This is a genomic window from Pseudoalteromonas sp. NS-SX12, from assembly GCF_057367955.1.
Genome location: NZ_CM170635.1, coordinates 507590 through 525611, shown reverse-complemented (window position 1 = coordinate 525611; position 18022 = coordinate 507590). Strand labels below are relative to the sequence as shown.

14 protein-coding genes are annotated in these 18022 nt (G+C 41.7%); 7 read left to right on the top strand and 7 right to left on the bottom strand.

Annotated features, from left to right (window positions below; translation table 11 throughout):
• Window positions 1–23: 23 nt before the first annotated feature.
• The 7 genes from AC2IOM_RS16540 to AC2IOM_RS16510 all read right to left on the bottom strand — a co-directional run bounded on the left by AC2IOM_RS16540 (window position 24) and on the right by AC2IOM_RS16510 (window position 8700).
• Window positions 24–641: a DUF1449 domain-containing protein gene (locus AC2IOM_RS16540; protein WP_486360481.1), complete on the bottom strand. Its 618-nt coding sequence runs from the start codon at window positions 639–641 to the stop codon at window positions 24–26.
• 27 nt (window positions 642–668) lie between these two features.
• The gene (locus AC2IOM_RS16535; protein WP_336437064.1) at window positions 669–986 is read right to left on the bottom strand and encodes a hypothetical protein; all 318 of its coding nucleotides are present in this window, start codon (window positions 984–986) and stop codon (window positions 669–671) included.
• A gap of 177 nt (window positions 987–1163) precedes the next feature.
• Window positions 1164–1853 (bottom strand): PspA/IM30 family protein, encoded by a 690-nt coding sequence (locus AC2IOM_RS16530; protein WP_486360480.1) that lies wholly within the window; start codon window positions 1851–1853, stop codon window positions 1164–1166.
• A 19-nt stretch (window positions 1854–1872) separates the two neighbouring features.
• Window positions 1873–2283, bottom strand: coding sequence for a DUF2170 family protein (locus tag AC2IOM_RS16525; RefSeq protein ID WP_486360690.1), 411 nt, complete (start codon window positions 2281–2283; stop codon window positions 1873–1875).
• A gap of 136 nt (window positions 2284–2419) precedes the next feature.
• Complete coding sequence (locus AC2IOM_RS16520) at window positions 2420–3943, bottom strand: tryptophan halogenase family protein (RefSeq protein WP_486360479.1); 1524 nt, start codon at window positions 3941–3943, stop codon at window positions 2420–2422.
• Window positions 3934–5472, bottom strand: a complete 1539-nt coding sequence (locus tag AC2IOM_RS16515; protein ID WP_486360478.1) for a tryptophan halogenase family protein — start codon at window positions 5470–5472, stop codon at window positions 3934–3936. The genes AC2IOM_RS16520 and AC2IOM_RS16515 overlap by 10 nt, the downstream gene beginning before the upstream one ends.
• Before the next feature lie 189 nt (window positions 5473–5661).
• Window positions 5662–8700 carry a TonB-dependent receptor gene (locus AC2IOM_RS16510; protein WP_486360477.1) on the bottom strand — a complete coding sequence of 1013 codons (3039 nt, stop codon included), beginning with the start codon at window positions 8698–8700 and terminating at the stop codon, window positions 5662–5664.
• 416 nt (window positions 8701–9116) lie between these two features.
• On the opposite strand from AC2IOM_RS16510, the gene AC2IOM_RS16505 reads away from it, so the two are divergent.
• From AC2IOM_RS16505 to AC2IOM_RS16475, 7 genes are all read left to right on the top strand, one after another.
• Complete coding sequence (locus AC2IOM_RS16505) at window positions 9117–10343, top strand: amino acid deaminase (RefSeq protein ID WP_486360476.1); 1227 nt, start codon at window positions 9117–9119, stop codon at window positions 10341–10343.
• 17 nt (window positions 10344–10360) lie between these two features.
• Complete coding sequence (locus tag AC2IOM_RS16500) at window positions 10361–11233, top strand: MurR/RpiR family transcriptional regulator (protein ID WP_486360475.1); 873 nt, start codon at window positions 10361–10363, stop codon at window positions 11231–11233.
• Between the two features lie 2 nt (window positions 11234–11235).
• Entirely contained in the window at window positions 11236–12696 is a 1461-nt protein-coding gene (locus AC2IOM_RS16495; RefSeq protein ID WP_486360474.1) for an N-acyl-D-amino-acid deacylase family protein, read from the top strand.
• A 74-nt stretch (window positions 12697–12770) separates the two neighbouring features.
• Window positions 12771–13157, top strand: a complete 387-nt coding sequence (locus AC2IOM_RS16490; protein WP_054980188.1) for a RidA family protein — start codon at window positions 12771–12773, stop codon at window positions 13155–13157.
• 36 nt (window positions 13158–13193) lie between these two features.
• Window positions 13194–14645: a sodium:solute symporter family protein gene (locus AC2IOM_RS16485; RefSeq protein WP_486360473.1), complete on the top strand. Its 1452-nt coding sequence runs from the start codon at window positions 13194–13196 to the stop codon at window positions 14643–14645.
• 41 nt (window positions 14646–14686) lie between these two features.
• A complete protein-coding gene (locus tag AC2IOM_RS16480; RefSeq protein ID WP_486360472.1) occupies window positions 14687–15628 on the top strand; it encodes a sugar kinase in 942 nt (313 codons plus the stop codon).
• Window positions 15609–18017, top strand: coding sequence for a family 20 glycosylhydrolase (locus AC2IOM_RS16475; RefSeq protein WP_486360471.1), 2409 nt, complete (start codon window positions 15609–15611; stop codon window positions 18015–18017). Before AC2IOM_RS16480 ends, AC2IOM_RS16475 begins: the two co-directional genes overlap by 20 nt.
• Window positions 18018–18022: the final 5 nt, after the last annotated feature.

The window sequence follows — 18022 nt, the reverse complement described above, 5'->3', positions numbered from 1 at the left end:
TTCCTAGTTATTTAAATATGTTGTTACCAAGGCTTATCAGCGATAATGTAACTGTGTTGAGTAGCGAGATGATCAATTAATACTGCTTGATCACCTGATTTAAATTGGTTGTCCTGTTCACATCTAACCTCTATTAGATGCTCTGCGCCATTAAAATAAACACGAGCTTGGCCAAAAGTTTGGGTGACTTTTCCAGTTGCAATTGTGCACTCTAAACCGAGAAGATCGTTGCGAGAGGTTGCATTTTGACTCTTAAATAATCGTTTTAATGGTTTGATAAAAAGTACGGTAAGTGGAATTGCGGCAATAAAGCTGGCGAGCAGCATAAATGTGCCAAATACATAAAATAAGATGCCGTTACCTAGCAAAAAGCTAAAAAACATTTGGCAGTAAATACTGAATACCCAGCTGAGCATAATAACGATGCTCAAAGATATGGTGAGTGGCACACCGCCAAATGCGGCTTGGAACCAACCAGAATCGACGTTTACATCTGCATCCGCATCTAGCTCGACGTCTCCTTCGAACATATCTATGTCGGCAAAGCCGATAAGGGTTATAAACCAGAATAAAATTACAATTACCATTAACAATGTAAAAACACTGCTCGGGAAACTAAATGCGATATTTAGAAATTCCATACTTTTTGTCTCAATAAAATGGGTGGATTAGTTTTTTTGTTGTGCGTATTGAATTAATAGCTCAGCGACTTTTTGCTTAACTAGGCGTTTATCGAGAGGCTCTACGTCAAAACGCTTTGCAAGCAAGAGCAATTCATCATCGTTTAGATTAAAGCTTAAACGTTGACGTGTTTTTTTTGATTTTACTTCTAGGTTTAGGATCCGCCTGATCATATCGGATGGCGTTAATTCGGCATCAATTGCTTGCTTTTTTATATATTTTTGCGCATCTGAACTTAAATCAAAAGCGAGCTGAGTTGCGCGTACAGCTTGTTCTTGTTTTTGCCAGGTATGCTTGTTTTTAATCACGTGTAATCCTTTACGCTTGCAGTTGCAGAGTTTTTAATGCCAAAAATTCAGTTTTAGTAACAAGTAGTGTTACGAATATTACACTTGTATTGTTGTTATTCACCTTGCATAAAGTTAAAAAGCACATTTAAGATTTACGCAGCGTGAACAACAAAACAATATGGTTTATGTTACTTAGCTTTGTTTTGCCTTTATGCGCGCCAATATCGCTTGAGTGCGAGAAGCATCTTTGCCAATGCCGGCCTCATGTAATTTGTTCTCAAGGTCGCAGTTGTTTGTTTCAGCTTCTAATATTTCAGCGGCATTAATTTGGTCTTGCCTGTCAGCTTGGCGTTGTTTTATGCGCTCGAGCGACTCTTTTGCTGACGCCATTGAAGAGTTATTGTTTATTAAAGTATCGTTAACAGCCAAGGTTGCTTTTTGCACGCTTTCAGTTGTTTTGACCATACTCAACTGACGTTGATTTTCCTGAATGATTTTTTCAGCTTTTTTAATCTGTTGCTTTAATGCGGCAATGTGGTTTTGAAAGCTTTGTAACACCTCAACTTGATGTGTTTTTTCTTGTTCAAATTCTGCAATTTTTTGTGCAATTTCTAATGCAATAGGCTCATTATCTTGGGCAAGTGCATGCGCAGCGTAATTCTCGTGTTCGCTTATTTTGTTATCAATGGCTTTGATTGCACGACTAGATTGCATTTCTTTTGCCATTACTTGAGTTAGGCTTTTCTTTGCTTGGGTTAGTGCATTTTTAGCATCAACAATTTCTTGTTCGAAAATACGAATGGCATTTGCATCGATCAACCCTTCACCAACTTCACGAGCGCCGCCCTTGAGGGCTGTAAATAATTTTTGAAAGATACTCATAGTTCACTCCATTGAAAAATTAGTCGGTTAAATAATTTGAAATAGCCTCAAGCGCATCGATACTGTTAGCTGCGAGTGTCACAATTTCATGTTCAACCTGATCAAATGTTGATGTGGTAAATAACGCGCCAAAAATTGCGTATCTGTCATCTATTTTGGCAAATGCACTTAAAGGCATAGGTACATTTAATTGCAGCAGTAAATTATTGAGTTCAACTTGTTGTGCCTCTTTAATTTCATTCTCTTTAAACAGATAACAAATGCACAAGACCTGTTCATCTGTGCGCGTTACAAAAATAGGTAATTCATCGTTACCGTCGACGATTACCTGTAGTACGTCTTGAGAATTACTTGAGATAATGAATGATTCGAATTCATTGCTTTTAGAGCTAGCGGCAGCTAATTGAATTGATAGCTCGTTTAAATCCATATAGTTACGTTCCTTTTTCCTTGACATAGTATGTCTTACGGGAACACAATTACACAGGCCATTTCATCTGTCAACTCAATATTTAAAATTTAAATAAATATTACATAAGTTTGATTTCTGTGAAATTATTACGCACTTAAACAAATATCGCCTCATTGGCAGGACAGTACTTTTGTAAAAAATCATCGTGGCTGGGCTGCGCTTCAGCGCATTTTTCAAGGGCATTTCTGCCAGCCGCTAGGCTTTTTGCAAGCATTTCGCTGTTAAGCGCATCTAGGGTTGGGTTGTAGCCATTGGGTACCACACCCATACCATCAAACACTGCATACCAGCTGGTGGGTTGGAATAACTCTTCAACACCAGGGATCAATCCACCGCTTTGTTTAAAAAATTCGATGCGTGTGGCTAAACTTGCCGGAATTTGCTTTTGTTGCCAATCGCGCCAAAACGCTGAGTCGTCACGTTTTGTGGTGCAGTAGTGCAGCACTAAAAAGTCACGAATTTCTTCATAATCGCCAATAATGCGGCGGTTAAATTCATTTTGTAGTACCGCATTTGGCGTTTTAGTCGGAAACATACGTACAAACAGCGCTAGCGATTTAGACACTAAATGAATTGCAGTAGATTCAAGCGGCTCTAAAAAACCCTGTGCAAGACCAAGTGATAGGCAGTTTTTATTCCATACTTTATCGCGCACACCGGTAACAAAGGGGATCACTCTTGGCTCGGTTAGCGGCTCGCCGTCAACATTTTCGAGCAAAGTTTGAATCGCTTCTTCATCGGTGATGTATTTATCGCAAAATACATAGCCATTACCAGTACGGTGTTGTAGCGGAATATGCCAGCTCCAACCTGCTTTTTGCCCGCGCGAAACGGTATACGGTTTGGTATCACCCGTAAGTTTAGTTTGCACGGCAACCGCACGATTACACGGTAAATGTTCCGACCAATCTTGGTATTCGGTATTCAGTGCATTACCAATCAGTAAGCCCTTAAAGCCTGTACAATCAATAAAAAAGTCGCCGCTTATTGTCTCGCCTGATTTTAATGTGACAGAGGCAATATTGCCGTCAAGAGTTTTGCTGATTGATTCGACGTGGCCAACGGTGCGTTTTACACCAACATTTTCTGAGAATTTGCGTAAGTATTGCCCCGCCAGCACCGCATCAAGGTGCAGTGCAAAGCGGGCACCTGCAAGTGGGGTATTCATTGCTTGGTGCGGTACAAAAAAACGATTTTTTTCAGATAATACCGCTTCTGGCGAATAGGCCATTAACGGTGTGCTGTCGCCTTCAGCTTTTTGTTTTAGCCAACATTGGTAAAACTCGTGACCATCAATTTTTTGGCCAACTTCACCAAAGGGGTGAAAATAGCAGTGTGATTCTTGATACCAGTTTTCAAACTGAATACCCCATTTAAAACTAGCTTGGGTGGCTTTTATAAATTCAACTAAATCGATGCCTAAGCTTTCAAGCGTATCAATGAGCGGTGGAATAGTGGCCTCACCTACGCCAATAATATTGACTTCGTCTGATTCAATCAGCTCTACTTGGGTGTTACTGTTTTTAAAAATATTGCCAAGTGTTGCTGCGGCGAGCCAACCTGCGGTGCCACCACCAACAATGACAAATTTATTAATCGGGTTTTGGGTTAACTGCATACCGCTTCCTGTTGCTTTATGGGTTGATAGCCACAGTGTTGTGCCAAAAATTCGCTGTGGGTAGGTGCATTGTTTACTTGGCTTGAAACCATTTCGCGCATTTTAGTTAAATGTTCGTTTAAGTAATTGAGCGGCATATTATCTGCGCTTGCTTGGTAGTTTTCAGGTAAAAAGTTTAAACCGTGGTAAATAGCCAGCCAACTATCAGGGCCAAACATTTCCCAAGGCAGGCGTTTTAACTCACCGGTTTTAGCAAAGGTTAGCATTTTCTCTTCGAGTGTTGCCGGAATTGCCATATCACGGTAGTACTGCCACATAGGGCTGTCGCTGCGGCCGTTTAACTTATAGTGCAAAATAATAAAGTCGCGTACGCGCTCATATTCTTGCGCATTCACATCATTAAATTTAGCGACATCGTGCGTTGAGTAGTGATTGCGTGCGAAAGTAAGTAAGAGTTTTTCGATTGCCGTTTCAACTAGTGCAATGCTGGTGCTCTCTAATGGCTCTAAAAAGCCAGAGCTTAAACCAATGGCGACACAGTTGTTATGCCATGCAGATTTTCGCCGTCCTGGGGTAAAACTAAATTTACGTGGTGGCTGTAAAATGTCGCCATCAATTGATGAAAGCAAACTTTGCTCTGCTTCTTCATGGGAAAGGTATTTGCTGCTGTAAACGTAGCCATTGCCAACGCGATGCTGAAGTGGGATACGCCATTGCCAGCCGCCTTTTTTCGCGATAGCGAGTGTACGGGTGATGGGCTCAGCCGTTGCGCTTGTTTGCACTGCGATAGCGCTGTCATTTAATAGCCAATGGCTCCAATTTTCATATTCAACAGCTTGGTTTTCACCAATTAACAGCGCCTTAAAGCCAGAACAATCGATAAATAAATCCGCAGCGATGCTTGAGCCATCTTCAAAATGTAATTGATTGATGCTGCCATCAGGATGATTTTCAATGCTAAAAATGGTGTTATCGATATGCTGAACACCTTTATTGGTTGAATAATCGAACATCAGTTTCGCAAACAAGCTGGCGTCAAAATGCAGTGCCCAATCAAAAATTTCTAACTGGTTTTGTGGTTTAGTTTTGGGCGGCACAAATTTATTGTGTTTTGCCATTTGCACGCCAATAGAATAGTCATTTAAATCGCTGTGGGCACCTGCACGCTCTGCGCGCAGCCAATAATGATGAAATGGGGTAGTAGGCGTACTTTGCCCGTAAATGCCAAACGGGTGAATAAAACGCGAGTTTTCACCCGCCCAACCTTGAAATTCAATGCCAAGTTTACAGCTGCCTTTGGTGGCTTTTAATACCTCAATATCGCTAATACCTAAGTTTTGATAAAAGCGGCGTAGGGTTGGAATAGTGGCTTCACCGACACCTATGGTGCCAAGTTTACTTGATTCAATTAGGGTTATTTTACAGTGTTTTAGCGGGGCATGATTAGCAAGGGCAGCAGCTGTCATCCAGCCAGATGTGCCGCCGCCGACTATGACGATGGAATTTATTGTTTTTGTTGTTTCTGTCATGGTTCACACTCGTGCTTATACTTCAATACCAATTTGATTAAGTAACTTGATTAAGTAAATAGGCAATTAGTTAATCAAATGGGTATTTTCATTGTATCGTGATGAAACCAAAAGAAAAGACTGCCGCCAAATGACGGCAGTCTTGGGCAGAAAGTGTTAATTCAACCTAAATCCTAATAATTCTAAGGATTAAAATGTTGCCCTAACACCAAGGGTCCAACGCGATTCATACTCGTTACGGAACGCTTTTTGTGAAGAGAACTGCAGATAAGTCTGTTGTACTTCTTCAGTAAGGTTAGAACCGTGAATAAAGATATCGAGGTTTTCAGTTGCATGGTATGTTGCACTGAAGTCAAGTTGCGAATAAGGGTCTTGTAATAAACGCTGTTTAGCTACAGAATTGTCAGAGCCTTCTATGATCATACGTTCACTACGTGAATTCCATGCTAAACGCGTTGAGAAATCATCTTGTTCGTACCATAGTACAAAGTTGTATGTATGCTCAGAGTTACCTGGGAACGGAAGCGCACCAAATGGGCTTGGATCATCAGTTTCGTAACCACTATCACTGTACGTATAGTTAACATCTACACCAAAGTTATTTAGAATTGCTACGTCCATATAGTCGTTAAACGCTGCTTTAATGCCAACTTCAACACCTTGGACATGACCACCCGTACCTTGTATTTGTGTACTGAACGGCCAAGGACCACGACGGATACCATCGTCATCTGGCTCATCGATCATTACTTCACCACCTGTAGTAAAGCTTTCAATATCGATTTTATAAAACGCTAAGAACATCATAGATGCTTCGCCGTTATACCACTCAGCTGAAAGTGAGAAGTTTTCTGAACGCCATGGGTTAAGTGCCGGGTTACCTGTTAGGGTACCATTTACTACGCGTAAGCAGTCACATTCACCGTTAATGGCTTTACCCACTGTTTTACCACCGCCCCAGTTAGCAAGGCTAAGTGCTTGCATATTCTTAGAGTAGGCACCACGAACAATCACATCTTCTGTAATATCTGCAATAATATTTAGTGAAGGTAAGTAATCAGTGTAACTGCGCTCAGTTACCACATCACCGATATCCGGGCCTAAACCTGAGTGAGGTAAGTTTGAACCTGCCAGATTTTGCTTAACATAAAGGTCAGTTTCAACCACCTTCATACCAAAGTTACCGCGAATCATTTCCCACTCAAAGTTAGCTTGTGCAAAGTAGCTAAACTCACTTAATTTCACATCGTATGATGCACCCGCATTTTCAACACGTTGTACGTTTCCAAACGTATCTAAGTGGAACTGACGTGGGTCACGGAAGTTTGATGGATCAATTGCCCACATTGTCGGAATGCCTTTTGCGCTACCGAAGTCAGAAATTTGGCTAACTGTAGTATGTGTGTCAAGGCGAGTTGGGTTAAGTAATGTATAAGGTACCCAAGTACCTGCAGTTAAATCGCCAACATCTTCTGTTAGGTATTCACCTGCAGCAGGATTACCCTCACATGTAGATGTTGTGTGGTATTGGTCAACTGCTTTCCACTGTGCGATATCACAGCCATCACCAAATTCTGAAGTATATGTGAATTGGTCGTGATCTACTTTACGCTCCATAAAGCGCACGCCAAAGTCGACGCTTGTAATGAATGGCATATCATCAAACTGGTAATTCCAGTTTGTGCTGAATGTATTAATTTCACCTTCGTCGTCCGTGTTACCTTCTGATGAGAATGCACCAATGTGGTATGAATCTAAGCTGCCCATATAATCAGCAATGCTCATTAAGCCTTGACCACCGTTAACCATTTGGTCAAAACCACTAAATACTGGAGATTCGCCACGTGCATCATATCGGATAAGGAATGAATCATCTTCGATGCCGCCTGGTGCAAAGGCTGCGTAACAACCACCTTGGTCGCCCACAATCGTGTCACCTGCTCCACAGTACTCAGCTGGTGTGAACTGACCTGGGCCTGTTACACGTGTACCTTGGTCGATACTTAGTAAGTCACCTTCACCGTAGCCGTGGCGCATGCTTGCATCGGCTTTAGCACGTGTTACACGTACTTGACCTGAAAGTGGACCACCATTATTAAAATTTAGTTCTAAGTTTAAGTTGGTAGATGTTTCGTAGTTATTGTTTACCTGAGTGAACGTCTGCATGCGCCATGGCTGAAGGTAAAAATCATTTACCGAGCCCCACTCATTACCATGAATGTCGGTGAATTTATCGGTGTAGCCTGATTCTGTTGGGAATGCATAATCGTTAAATGAGTACCAACGGTTGTTATGCGAGAAGCCTTGACGCTCATTGAAACGCTCTTGGTCGGTGTAGAAAGCTTCAAATACTAGTTCTACGCCTTCACTTAAATCAGCTTGGAAAGCGAACTGATAACCTTGACGCTCACGCTTTTCTTGTTTGTTAAATGCAGCAAAACCTTGTGGTACAACGTGACGTATGTCATTGCCTTGTGGGTTTTGACCCCATGTGAAGTTGTTGTTTGCCGCACCAATACCACCATTTTCTGACGTATCAAAGAAACCATTGTAGTCTGTTGCAAGTGTTGCTTCTTGCGTCACAGCTGAGAATAACACACCCCATTTATCAGCATTGTAGCTAATTAAGCCGTTTAGGTTAGGATCTGTTTCTTCACTAATTGAGCCACGTGTCACATCTGCTGCAACGTTTGTTGTCCAGCCTTCGCTCATATCGAATGGACGACGTGTTTTAAGGTCAACTGCACCGGTGATACCAGAAGCTGTGCGTTTCGTTTCACTTGTTTTATAAACATCAACACCAGAGAAAAGCTGAGAAGGTAAGTCACCAAAGTCAGCGCCTGATGAATCAATGGTTGTTGCACTTAAAAATACTTCGCCATTAAGTGTAGTATCAACTTGTGACATCCCACGAATTTGAACTGGACCACTTTCACCAGCTGCACGCTCCACCTGTACACCAGTAATACGTTGGAGTGAGTCTGAAATTGTTACATCTGGCAGTTTACCGATGTCTTCTGACGCAATGCCGTCAACTTGAGATAAAGCAAATCGTTTTGTATTGATTGCTTTAACGGTACTTGCGCGAATACCTTTAACCTGAATTACTTCCATTTCAGCTTCAGCAGCTGACTTTTCTTCCGCCATAACGTTTTGTGCGAAACCGGCAGAGAGTGCCACCGCTATGGTTGAAGACAACACGCTTCGTTTAAATGTTCTGTTTGACACAGTTTTCCCCTATTAGTGTTTAGTTCTATCAGAAAATAATTCCGAGAAACCTTATTGTTGTGATTACTTGTATAATTCGCTGACAGCGTTGTCATTGCTTGTCAAAAAAATAATAAAAGGGTCGTAACTTCGACAGTAATTAATGCGTTTTACAGCTCAATTCACGCAGCGCTAAACTCTTATCAACAGCCCAGTTTAGCTGATACTTGAAAGTTGACTCACCTCGTCAAGATGTAAATGTCCGTTCCTTTGTGATGTTAAAAAGTAACACATAAATATCTTGAACTTGTTACTTTTTAACATTAACATAATTAAAAAAGCAACACTTTGATAACAAATTTGTTTGAAATGCATCTAGATTGAATAGAATTGTATTAGTTGGGTGTTTCGCTGTTAGCAATTTGGTAACAAGTTTTATGAATGAAGTAATTAAAGGTGCGGGAAATCCACAATCTCTTGCACACGGTGGCTGGCATATATTGCGTGAAGAGGTGAGTTTTCCGGTTGCAGTATTATCACAATCGGCCATTAATAATAATGCAAAGTGGATGGGCGACTTTTGTCAAAAGGCTAAAGTTAACTTAGCCCCCCATGGCAAAACCACTATGGCGCCAGCGCTTTTTAAAATGCAGCTTGAGCACGGTGCCTGGGGTATTACCCTTGCAACGGTCGCGCAAGTACTTAACGCAGTAAATCACGGTGTTAAACGAATTATTTTGGCAAATCAATTGGTAGGAAAATACCACTTTGAACAAATAGCTAATTTACTTGAAAGCACCGATGTAGAATTTTACTGTTTTGTCGATTCGGTAGAAAACGCCAAGCAAATAGGCCGCTTTTTTGATGCGCGAAAAGTATCAATTAACATTCTTTTAGAAATTGGTGCACAAGGTGGCCGCTGTGGTTGGCGTGATGTGAATAATGCAGAGGCATTTTTAGCTGCATGTAAACAGCACCCAAGTATAAAGCTCGCAGGAATTGGTTTTTATGAAGGGGTGATTGGCGGTAGTAATGCCCTTGAAAAAGTCACTAGTTTTGTTGATGAAATTTATCAACTTGCAAGCACACTTAAAAAGCAAAATGCGTTTGATTTAGATAAGCCCATTATTACTGGCGCAGGATCTGCTTGGTATGACATTGTAGCGAATACACTCGGCAAGCATAATCACCAAAAGAACTTTAATTTAGTGATTCGCCCAGGCTGTTACCTTATTCATGACACTGGCATTTATCAAGATGCACAAAATGCGGTAATGGCACGTAGTCAATTGGCTTGTGATGTGACAGGTGCTTTAGCATCAAGCTTAACGGTGTGGGCGTATGTTGTATCGCGTCCCGAAGCAGGGCTTGCCATTGTCGGTTTAGGTAAACGTGATGTGGCATTTGACGCAGGTTTACCAAAAGCAGAATTAATCTATCATGTTGATAACCAAACGTTGCAACCGGCTGATGCCTTAATTGAAACCGTTAAAATCATGGACCAACATGCCATGCTAACCTTGCCTGACAACTGCAATCTGAAAGTGGGTGATATGGTCTGTTTTTCGACGTCTCATCCGTGTTTAACGTTTGATAAATGGCGTCAGGTAGCAATCGCCGATGATGATTGGGTAATTCGCAAAACCATTTCCACCTTTTTTTAGTTAGGAAGCAGTAACACATGGATATTATTAACAAAATAAAAGAAGGGTTAGGGCACTTTAGCCCAGCAGAAGACAAGGTTGCTCATCTAATTTTGAGTGATCTTGAATTTGCGGCGACTGCTTCAATTAATGAGCTGGCAGACAAAGCCAGTGTGAGTCACGCGAGCATTACGCGCCTTGCCAAAAGTTTAGGCTGTGAAAATGTGCGCGATCTAAAGTTTCAGATCACTCAGTCAGCAGCGATCGGTGAGCGCTTTACTAATTCAGAACCGATTGAAAAGAAAGATATCTTTCATGTTTACTCGTCAATTCAAGAAATTTTAGCACTTAATGTCGGTCTAATTAGCGAAGAAGCTGTTATGACCGCTGCAGAAGCAATCTGTGATACACGCCATTGCTTGATTTTTGGCGTGGGTGGCGGTAGCAGTATGCTGGCGATGGAATGTCAAAACCGCCTATTTCGCTTAGATGTGTTATGTAACGCTCACTCTGATCCTATGATGATGCGTATGACCGCATCAACCATCAACAAAAATGATGTGGTGCTGTGTTTATCGCTAAGTGGCGTATCGCCAGATGTGATTGCTGCGGCGCGTATTGCAAAAGAGTACGGTGCAAATATTATTGCCATTTGCCCTCTAGGTGAACTTGCTTATATTGCAGATGTGCATTTGCCGATTAAAACGCAAGAAAGTGATTACATCTTTAAGCCAAGTGCTGCGCGTTATGCAATGATGGCCGCGATTGATATTTTATCAAGTGAAGTGGCAACTAAAAATCAGCGCCGCTCAAAAGAAAAATTACGTCGTTTAAAAATTCAATTAGATCAGCATCGTAATCAAAATAGCGACGCGCCACCGGCGGACACACGCTTTCCGCTAGGCGATTAAATATGAGTGATAATAACCACACTACCACTGTGATTCGTAATGCGACTGTTTACACGGGCGAGCTAAATGAATGCTTTGTTGGCGATGTTGCCATACGTGACGACCGCATTATTGCGCTAGGTGATTGTTCTCACTTCTACTCAGAGCAGGACATTGATGCAACAGGGTTAACATTAGCCCCTGGTTTTATTGATGTGCATACTCATGACGATTTAGAAGTGCTGCGTAATCCGCATATGCTGAGCAAAGTCAGTCAAGGTGTAACTACGGTAATTGCAGGCAATTGTGGTATTAGTAGTGTGCCCTATGTTGCTGATATAGAGCCGGTAGATCCCATTAATTTATTGGGCCCAAAAGCAGATTTCAAATACACCAATTTAACTGATTTTAGAAATGCTTTTGAAAGGGCAAAGCCAAGCGTTAATCTTGCTCAGTTAATTGGTCATACTAGCCTTCGCGCGCAAGTAATGAATGATTTATCAAAAGCTGCCTCAGAACAAGAAATTAACCAAATGCAGTCGTTACTGCGTACTCAGCTGGAAGAGGGCGCTTTAGGGCTAAGTACTGGGCTTGCTTATCCGAATGCTAAAGCATCAAGTCGTGAAGAAGTGAATCGTCTTGCCAAATGTGTAACGCCGTTTGAAGGTGTGTATACCACCCACTTACGCACTGAATTTCAAGGCATTATTGATGCTATGGACGAAGCATTTGCAACCGCGAAACAAGCAAAGCTTCCGCTGATTATTTCCCACTTGAAATGCGCCGGTTTAGATAACTGGGGGCGAGCACAGGAAGTATTAGCGCATCTAGAAGATAAACGACAATCACAACTCGCTTGCTGCGATTGTTATCCGTATGCTGCGAGCTCAAGCACACTCGATTTAAATCAGGTCACTGACAGTACCGAGATTTACATTACGTGGTCTGAAACCCATCCTGAAATGGCTGAAAAAAGTTTGCGTGATATAGCAAATAACTGGCAATTATCATTAATGGACGCTGCTAAAAAATTAATGCCTGCCGGTGCGGTTTATCACTGCATGTTAGAAGACGATGTAAAACAGTTTTTAAGCTATGAGAACAGTATGATTGGCTCGGATGGCTTACCCTGCGATCCACACCCGCATCCGAGATTATGGGGCACGTTTCCTAGGGTGTTAGGGCATTACGCAAGAGAGCAGCAAACGCTGTCGCTGGCATTGGCTATTCATAAAATGACAGCGCTGCCATCATCGCAATTTAAGCTCAACAATCGCGGCAAAATTGCCACAGGCTACTTTGCGGATTTAGTGTTATTTGATGCAAACGTGATTATCGATAACGCCAGCTATCAAAACCCTCAAGCACAAGCTGACGGCATTAGGTGTGTATGGGTCAACGGCAAAGTAAGTTTTGTTGAGGGTCTTGATGGTCTAAGCATTACGCAATTTGGACGAGCCGGGCGATTTTTAGCGCGCACTTAATATGAGCGCCAACTAAATAAGAATTTTGAAATGTTGAGAAAAGGTTCTCAACGCAGCATTTAAAAGAGGAAATTATGACAATTAGACGTATTGGCGCAGAAGGCGGCACAGGTACAGGTGGCCAACATTTACCTTTTTCACGCGCAGTAGAAGCGGGTGGTTGGTTAAAAGTATCGGGGCAAACCCCCATGCGCGATGGCGAAGTTGTTGAAGGCGGCATTATTGAGCAATCGCGTCTTGCCATACAAAACTGTATCGACATTATGACTGAGGCAGGATATGGCCTTGAAACAGTAACCCATGTATCGGTGGTATTAACTGACTCTCGTTATTTTCAGTCATTTAATAAAGTATTTGCAGAAGTATTTGGTGAGCACCCGCCTGCGCGAATTTGCATGGTGGCAGACCTAGTTGTTGACTGTAAAGTGGAAGTTGATGTGACCTGCTACAAAGGCCAATAAGGGAACTAAGCAAGAATAATAAAAATAGGGGCACTTATGACATCACAACAAATGACGTTTCTGGCTGCATTTTTTGCCTATTTGCTTGCCATGATTGCAATTAGTTGGTTTGTTTCTCGCTGGCAAAAATCCGGTAGTGACTTTTTGTTAGCAGGGCGAAAAGTGCCTTTATTTCTCACACTCGGCACCACGGTTGCAACTATGGTCGGCACTGGCTCTTCTATGGGGGCTGTGGGTTTTGCCTATCAAAATGCGTGGGCGGGTGCGCTCTATGGCATAGGTGGTGCAGTGGGAATACTGTTATTGGCGTGGATATTTGCACCTGTGCGCAAACAACAATTTGCCACCATGAGTGAAGAGCTTGCGAGCTATGTTGGCAATAATGCGCTTGTAAAAAAAATACTCGCTGTGATTATTTATGCTGCAAGTATTGGCTGGTTAGGTGCGCATTTAATTGGCGGTGGTATGTATTTAGCATGGCTTACGGGCATAGATGATACCACTGCAAAGCTAATTATCGGCATTGGTCTTGCCATTTATGTCACGCTAGGGGGCTATTCTGCAGTGGTTTGGACCGATGCCATTCAAGCGGTGATTTTATTTGTAGGCTTTTTATTAATGGCCTATTTTGCGATTGATTCTGTCGGTGGTTGGCAAGCGGTACAAAACAACCAACTGGTTAACGGTAGTGGTTTTTTGTCTTATCAGAATATCGGTCTTATTCCAGCAATCTCTATGTCATTTGCAGTATTAGTTGGGGTAATGGCCACCCCTTCATTTCGCCAGCGCATCTATTCAGGTGACAATGTGAATAGTATTCGCAAATCGTTTGTGATGTCGGGCGTACTTTATTTAGGGTTTTCATTAGTACCTGCAATTATCGGTATTTGCGCTTATTTGATTAAGGGGGATTTAGATAATCCTGCGTATGCTTTTCCGTATATTGCTCTTAATACTCTGCCACTCTTACTGGGCGGGCTTATTTTATTAGCGGGCATATCGGCGACTCTTTCAAGCGCAAGCTCAGATGCTATAGCAGGGGTGAGCGTATTTGTCAGTGATATTTATGCTTGGCTTTTCAAACAATCACAGAGTAAGCAACCTCTAACAGATAAACAGCAACTTTTATTGTCACGTTTAGCCATGATTTTAACCGTGACCATCGCACTGTTATTTGCCCTTTTATCAAATAATATCATTACCTATATCACTAAAATGATCTCGCTCGCACTCTGTGGCTTGTTTGTGATGGGGCTACTTGGTCGTTTTTGGAAAAAGCTTACATGGCAAGGCAGTATTGCAATTTTAGTGGCGAGTACATTAACGGCAGCACTGATAGGTTTTAACCCCACGTGGCTCGCATTTTTTGGTAACCCTTCAATACCGGCGGTAATAAGCGGTGCGTTTTTTGGCATTGTTGTAAGCCTAGTTACACAAGTAAAAACGCCATCAAAAATAGTGCAGAAAAATACAGTGGAGCTAATGTGATGCTGCAACCATTTAATTCTATTGTGTTTTTAGGTGAGTGTATGATTGAGCATCGCGCTGATGGCGATGTGTTTTTTGGTGGAGATAGCTTTAATACCGCCTATTACCTGAGTCAACTCATAGCTTCGCAGGGCGAAAAACCTATTCAAATTTATTATGCAACGGCAATTGGCACTGATAACCAAAGCGAAATGCTAAAAGCGTTAATGACACAATCTGGAATGCAGCTTGATTTTGTTGAGCGCCATCCAACCAAAACATTAGGGCAATACTGGGTTGATGTTTGTGATAGCGGCGAGCGCTCTTTTCGTTTTGATAGGCAAAATAGTGCGGCTAGGGATTATTTGGCTTTGTCTCGCAAACTACTTACTGAACTTGAAACAAAACAAGTGGATGCCATTTATCTGTCGGGTATAAGCCTTGCCATTTTAGATGAAAAGCAACGAGCTTTGCTTATAAATGCACTGCACCAATTTAAAGCGAAGGGCGGCATCATTTATTTTGATAATAATTATCGCCCAGCGCTTTGGCAGTCTGTATCGCCCATTCATGATTACTTTTCGTTAATGGCACTTGCTGACATCGCATTTTTAACCAATGACGATGAATATGCCGTTTATGGCACGCAATCGGTGAGCGATATAATTGACTTACACTTCAAAGGAAAAAGTTCTAGGCAAACTCTTGTTATTAGGCAAGGGGCAGGGCCCTGTGTGATTCAAGAAATTGGCAAAGATTCATTGCTTTATGTGGCAGCAGAGCAGCTAACCCAAAAACAAGTTGTCGATACCTGCGCCGCAGGCGATTCGTTTGCTGCAGGTTTTTTAGCGGCAATGTTATTTGGGCGTGATACGAAAAGTGCCGCGCATTTTGCGCATAAGGTAGCTGCCTCGGTGATTAAGCAGCATGGTGCGCTTATCCCAACTCATTTTCTTCCCAAACTTTCGAACCAGGAGTGTTTAGGTGTCGATACATTTTATTAATAAAGCATGTGTATTTTTAAAGCTGTGTAGTTTATTGCTGTTTAGCTCATTACTTTTTGCAGAAACCAGCTTAATGCCACAACCACAATCATTTGAAAGGCAAACGGGTGAACTGCGCTTACCTAGTCAAATTGAATTTTCATTTGAAGGATTTAGTGATAAGCGAAAAAAATTTCAAGCCAAGCGTTTAGAGTTGCACTTAACACGTTTAGCAAAGCACAAAATCACCTTAATAGAATTAGCAAATAACAAAAAGCAAACGCCAGATAACGCTACCCTTAAAGTCATTGTGCGCGACAAAGAAAGCGATTTGCTGGCGCCACAGCTCAATAACGACGAAAGCTATCAATTAGTGATTAACCAAAATGGCATCACAATAAACGCCAATACCGTGTTTGGCGCACAGCATGGTTTAACAACGCTCATACAAATAGCGGCAAACCATTTTGACAATCAACTGATATTACCTCATGCAACGATTACTGATGCGCCACGTTTTGCTTGGCGTGGGTTATTAATTGATAGTGCGAGGCATTTTTTATCAACTGAGACAATTAAACGTCAGCTAAACACTATGGCTTCTGCCAAATTAAATGTGTTGCACTGGCATTTAACGGATGATCAAGGTTGGCGCATTGAAAGTAAACGCTTTGCACAGCTTACGCAAAAGGCATCAGATGGCCTCTATTACAGCCAAAGTGAGGTAAAGGAGGTTATTGAATATGCTGCTCTTTTAGGTATTCGAGTGGTGCCTGAATTTGGTATGCCGGGTCATGCGAGTGCCATTGCCGTTGCATACCCTGAGCTTATGGCAGAGGTGAAACCCTATGAAATGGAGCGTCATTGGGGCGTATTTAAGCCGTTACTTGATATTTCTAAACCTGAGGCATATCAGTTTGTAGATAGTTTAATTGAAGAAATGACAGCTATTTTCCCTGATCAGTATTTACATATTGGCGGTGATGAAGTGGAACCCGAGCAGTGGCTAAATAATAAGGATATTCAAGCGCTAATGGCCAAGCACTCCCTTAAAAATGGCCATGATTTGCAGAATTATTTTAATACCCAAATTCAATCTATTATTGCTAAACACCAGCGCATAATGATGGGTTGGGATGAGATTTTTCATCAAGATTTACCAAAAGATATTGTGGTGCAATCATGGCGCGGTCATGACTCATTAAATGAAGTAGCGAATAGCGGCCATTTAGGCATTTTATCGACAGGGTTTTATATTGATCAGCCACAATACAGCGAATACCACTATCGTAATGATCCTCTACGCAAATTGCCTCAGGTTGATTTATCGAAACCGCAGGTATTGGCAAAGTCGTTTGTGATTGACCGCTTAAAAGGCAGTGATGTTAAAGGTGAGCTGGTTGTTTTAGGTGAGCAAGTTTTAATTAAACTTAATAATAACCACCATCAGTTGGCATTAGTTAATAAAACACCTAATCAAACAACAAATGCATTTAAAGCCAAAATGGACAGTTGGATGGGGCCATTGACCTTTGAATTTGATTTGAAAGGTGAAAATAGCGCAGTGATGATTGGTAATAGCCGTTACCCAGTTAAATTATCAATGCTTAACACGCCATCACCTATAACATTATCTCAACCATTAAAAAGCTCACATGCAGCGAATATTTTAGGTGCTGAAGCGACAATTTGGAGCGAAATGGTGACTGATGACAATATTGATTTGCGCATTTGGCCGCGTTTGTATGTGATAAGTGAGCGCTTGTGGTCAAGTAAAGAGAATACAGATGAAAACAGCATGTATTTGCGCTTGGCTTTTATCAATACATTTGCTGCAAATGTGATTGGTGCAGCGCATTTATCGCAGCAACAAAGTGGCTTTGAACGCCAGTTTTCTAAGTCGCTTAGTAAACAAGAAAAAGCCACTACCTTAGCGCTTCTTAATGCGATGGCAGCACTGCTTGAACCCGCTCATTACTACACGCGCCACCATATTAAATATTTAAACGATGAATATCATCAAGAGGCACCACTAAATCTATTTGTTGATTATTTAAATGTCGAAAGTGAGCAAGTACGCCAAATTAAACGCTGGGTATTAGCCTATACCGCGGGCGATTTTGACTCGCTTACGCAATTAGATAAGCAATTAATAAAATGGCAAAAAGGCCTTGAAATGGGGCTTGAAACCCTCTCATCAAGTAAAAAATTAAGCGTGCTAAAACCGACGCTTTCATCACTAACGCAATTTATTGGGCTTTCACAACAGGTGATAAGCAGTTGTAAAAGTGAAATAAAGGGCACCGGATTAGACGAGCAGTTGCTTGATTTACAAAAACTCACAGATGAACTTGTGATTGCGGGTATTTATCCAATGCGAGATCTCTATCTTGCTTGCACCGAACAATAAGGAAT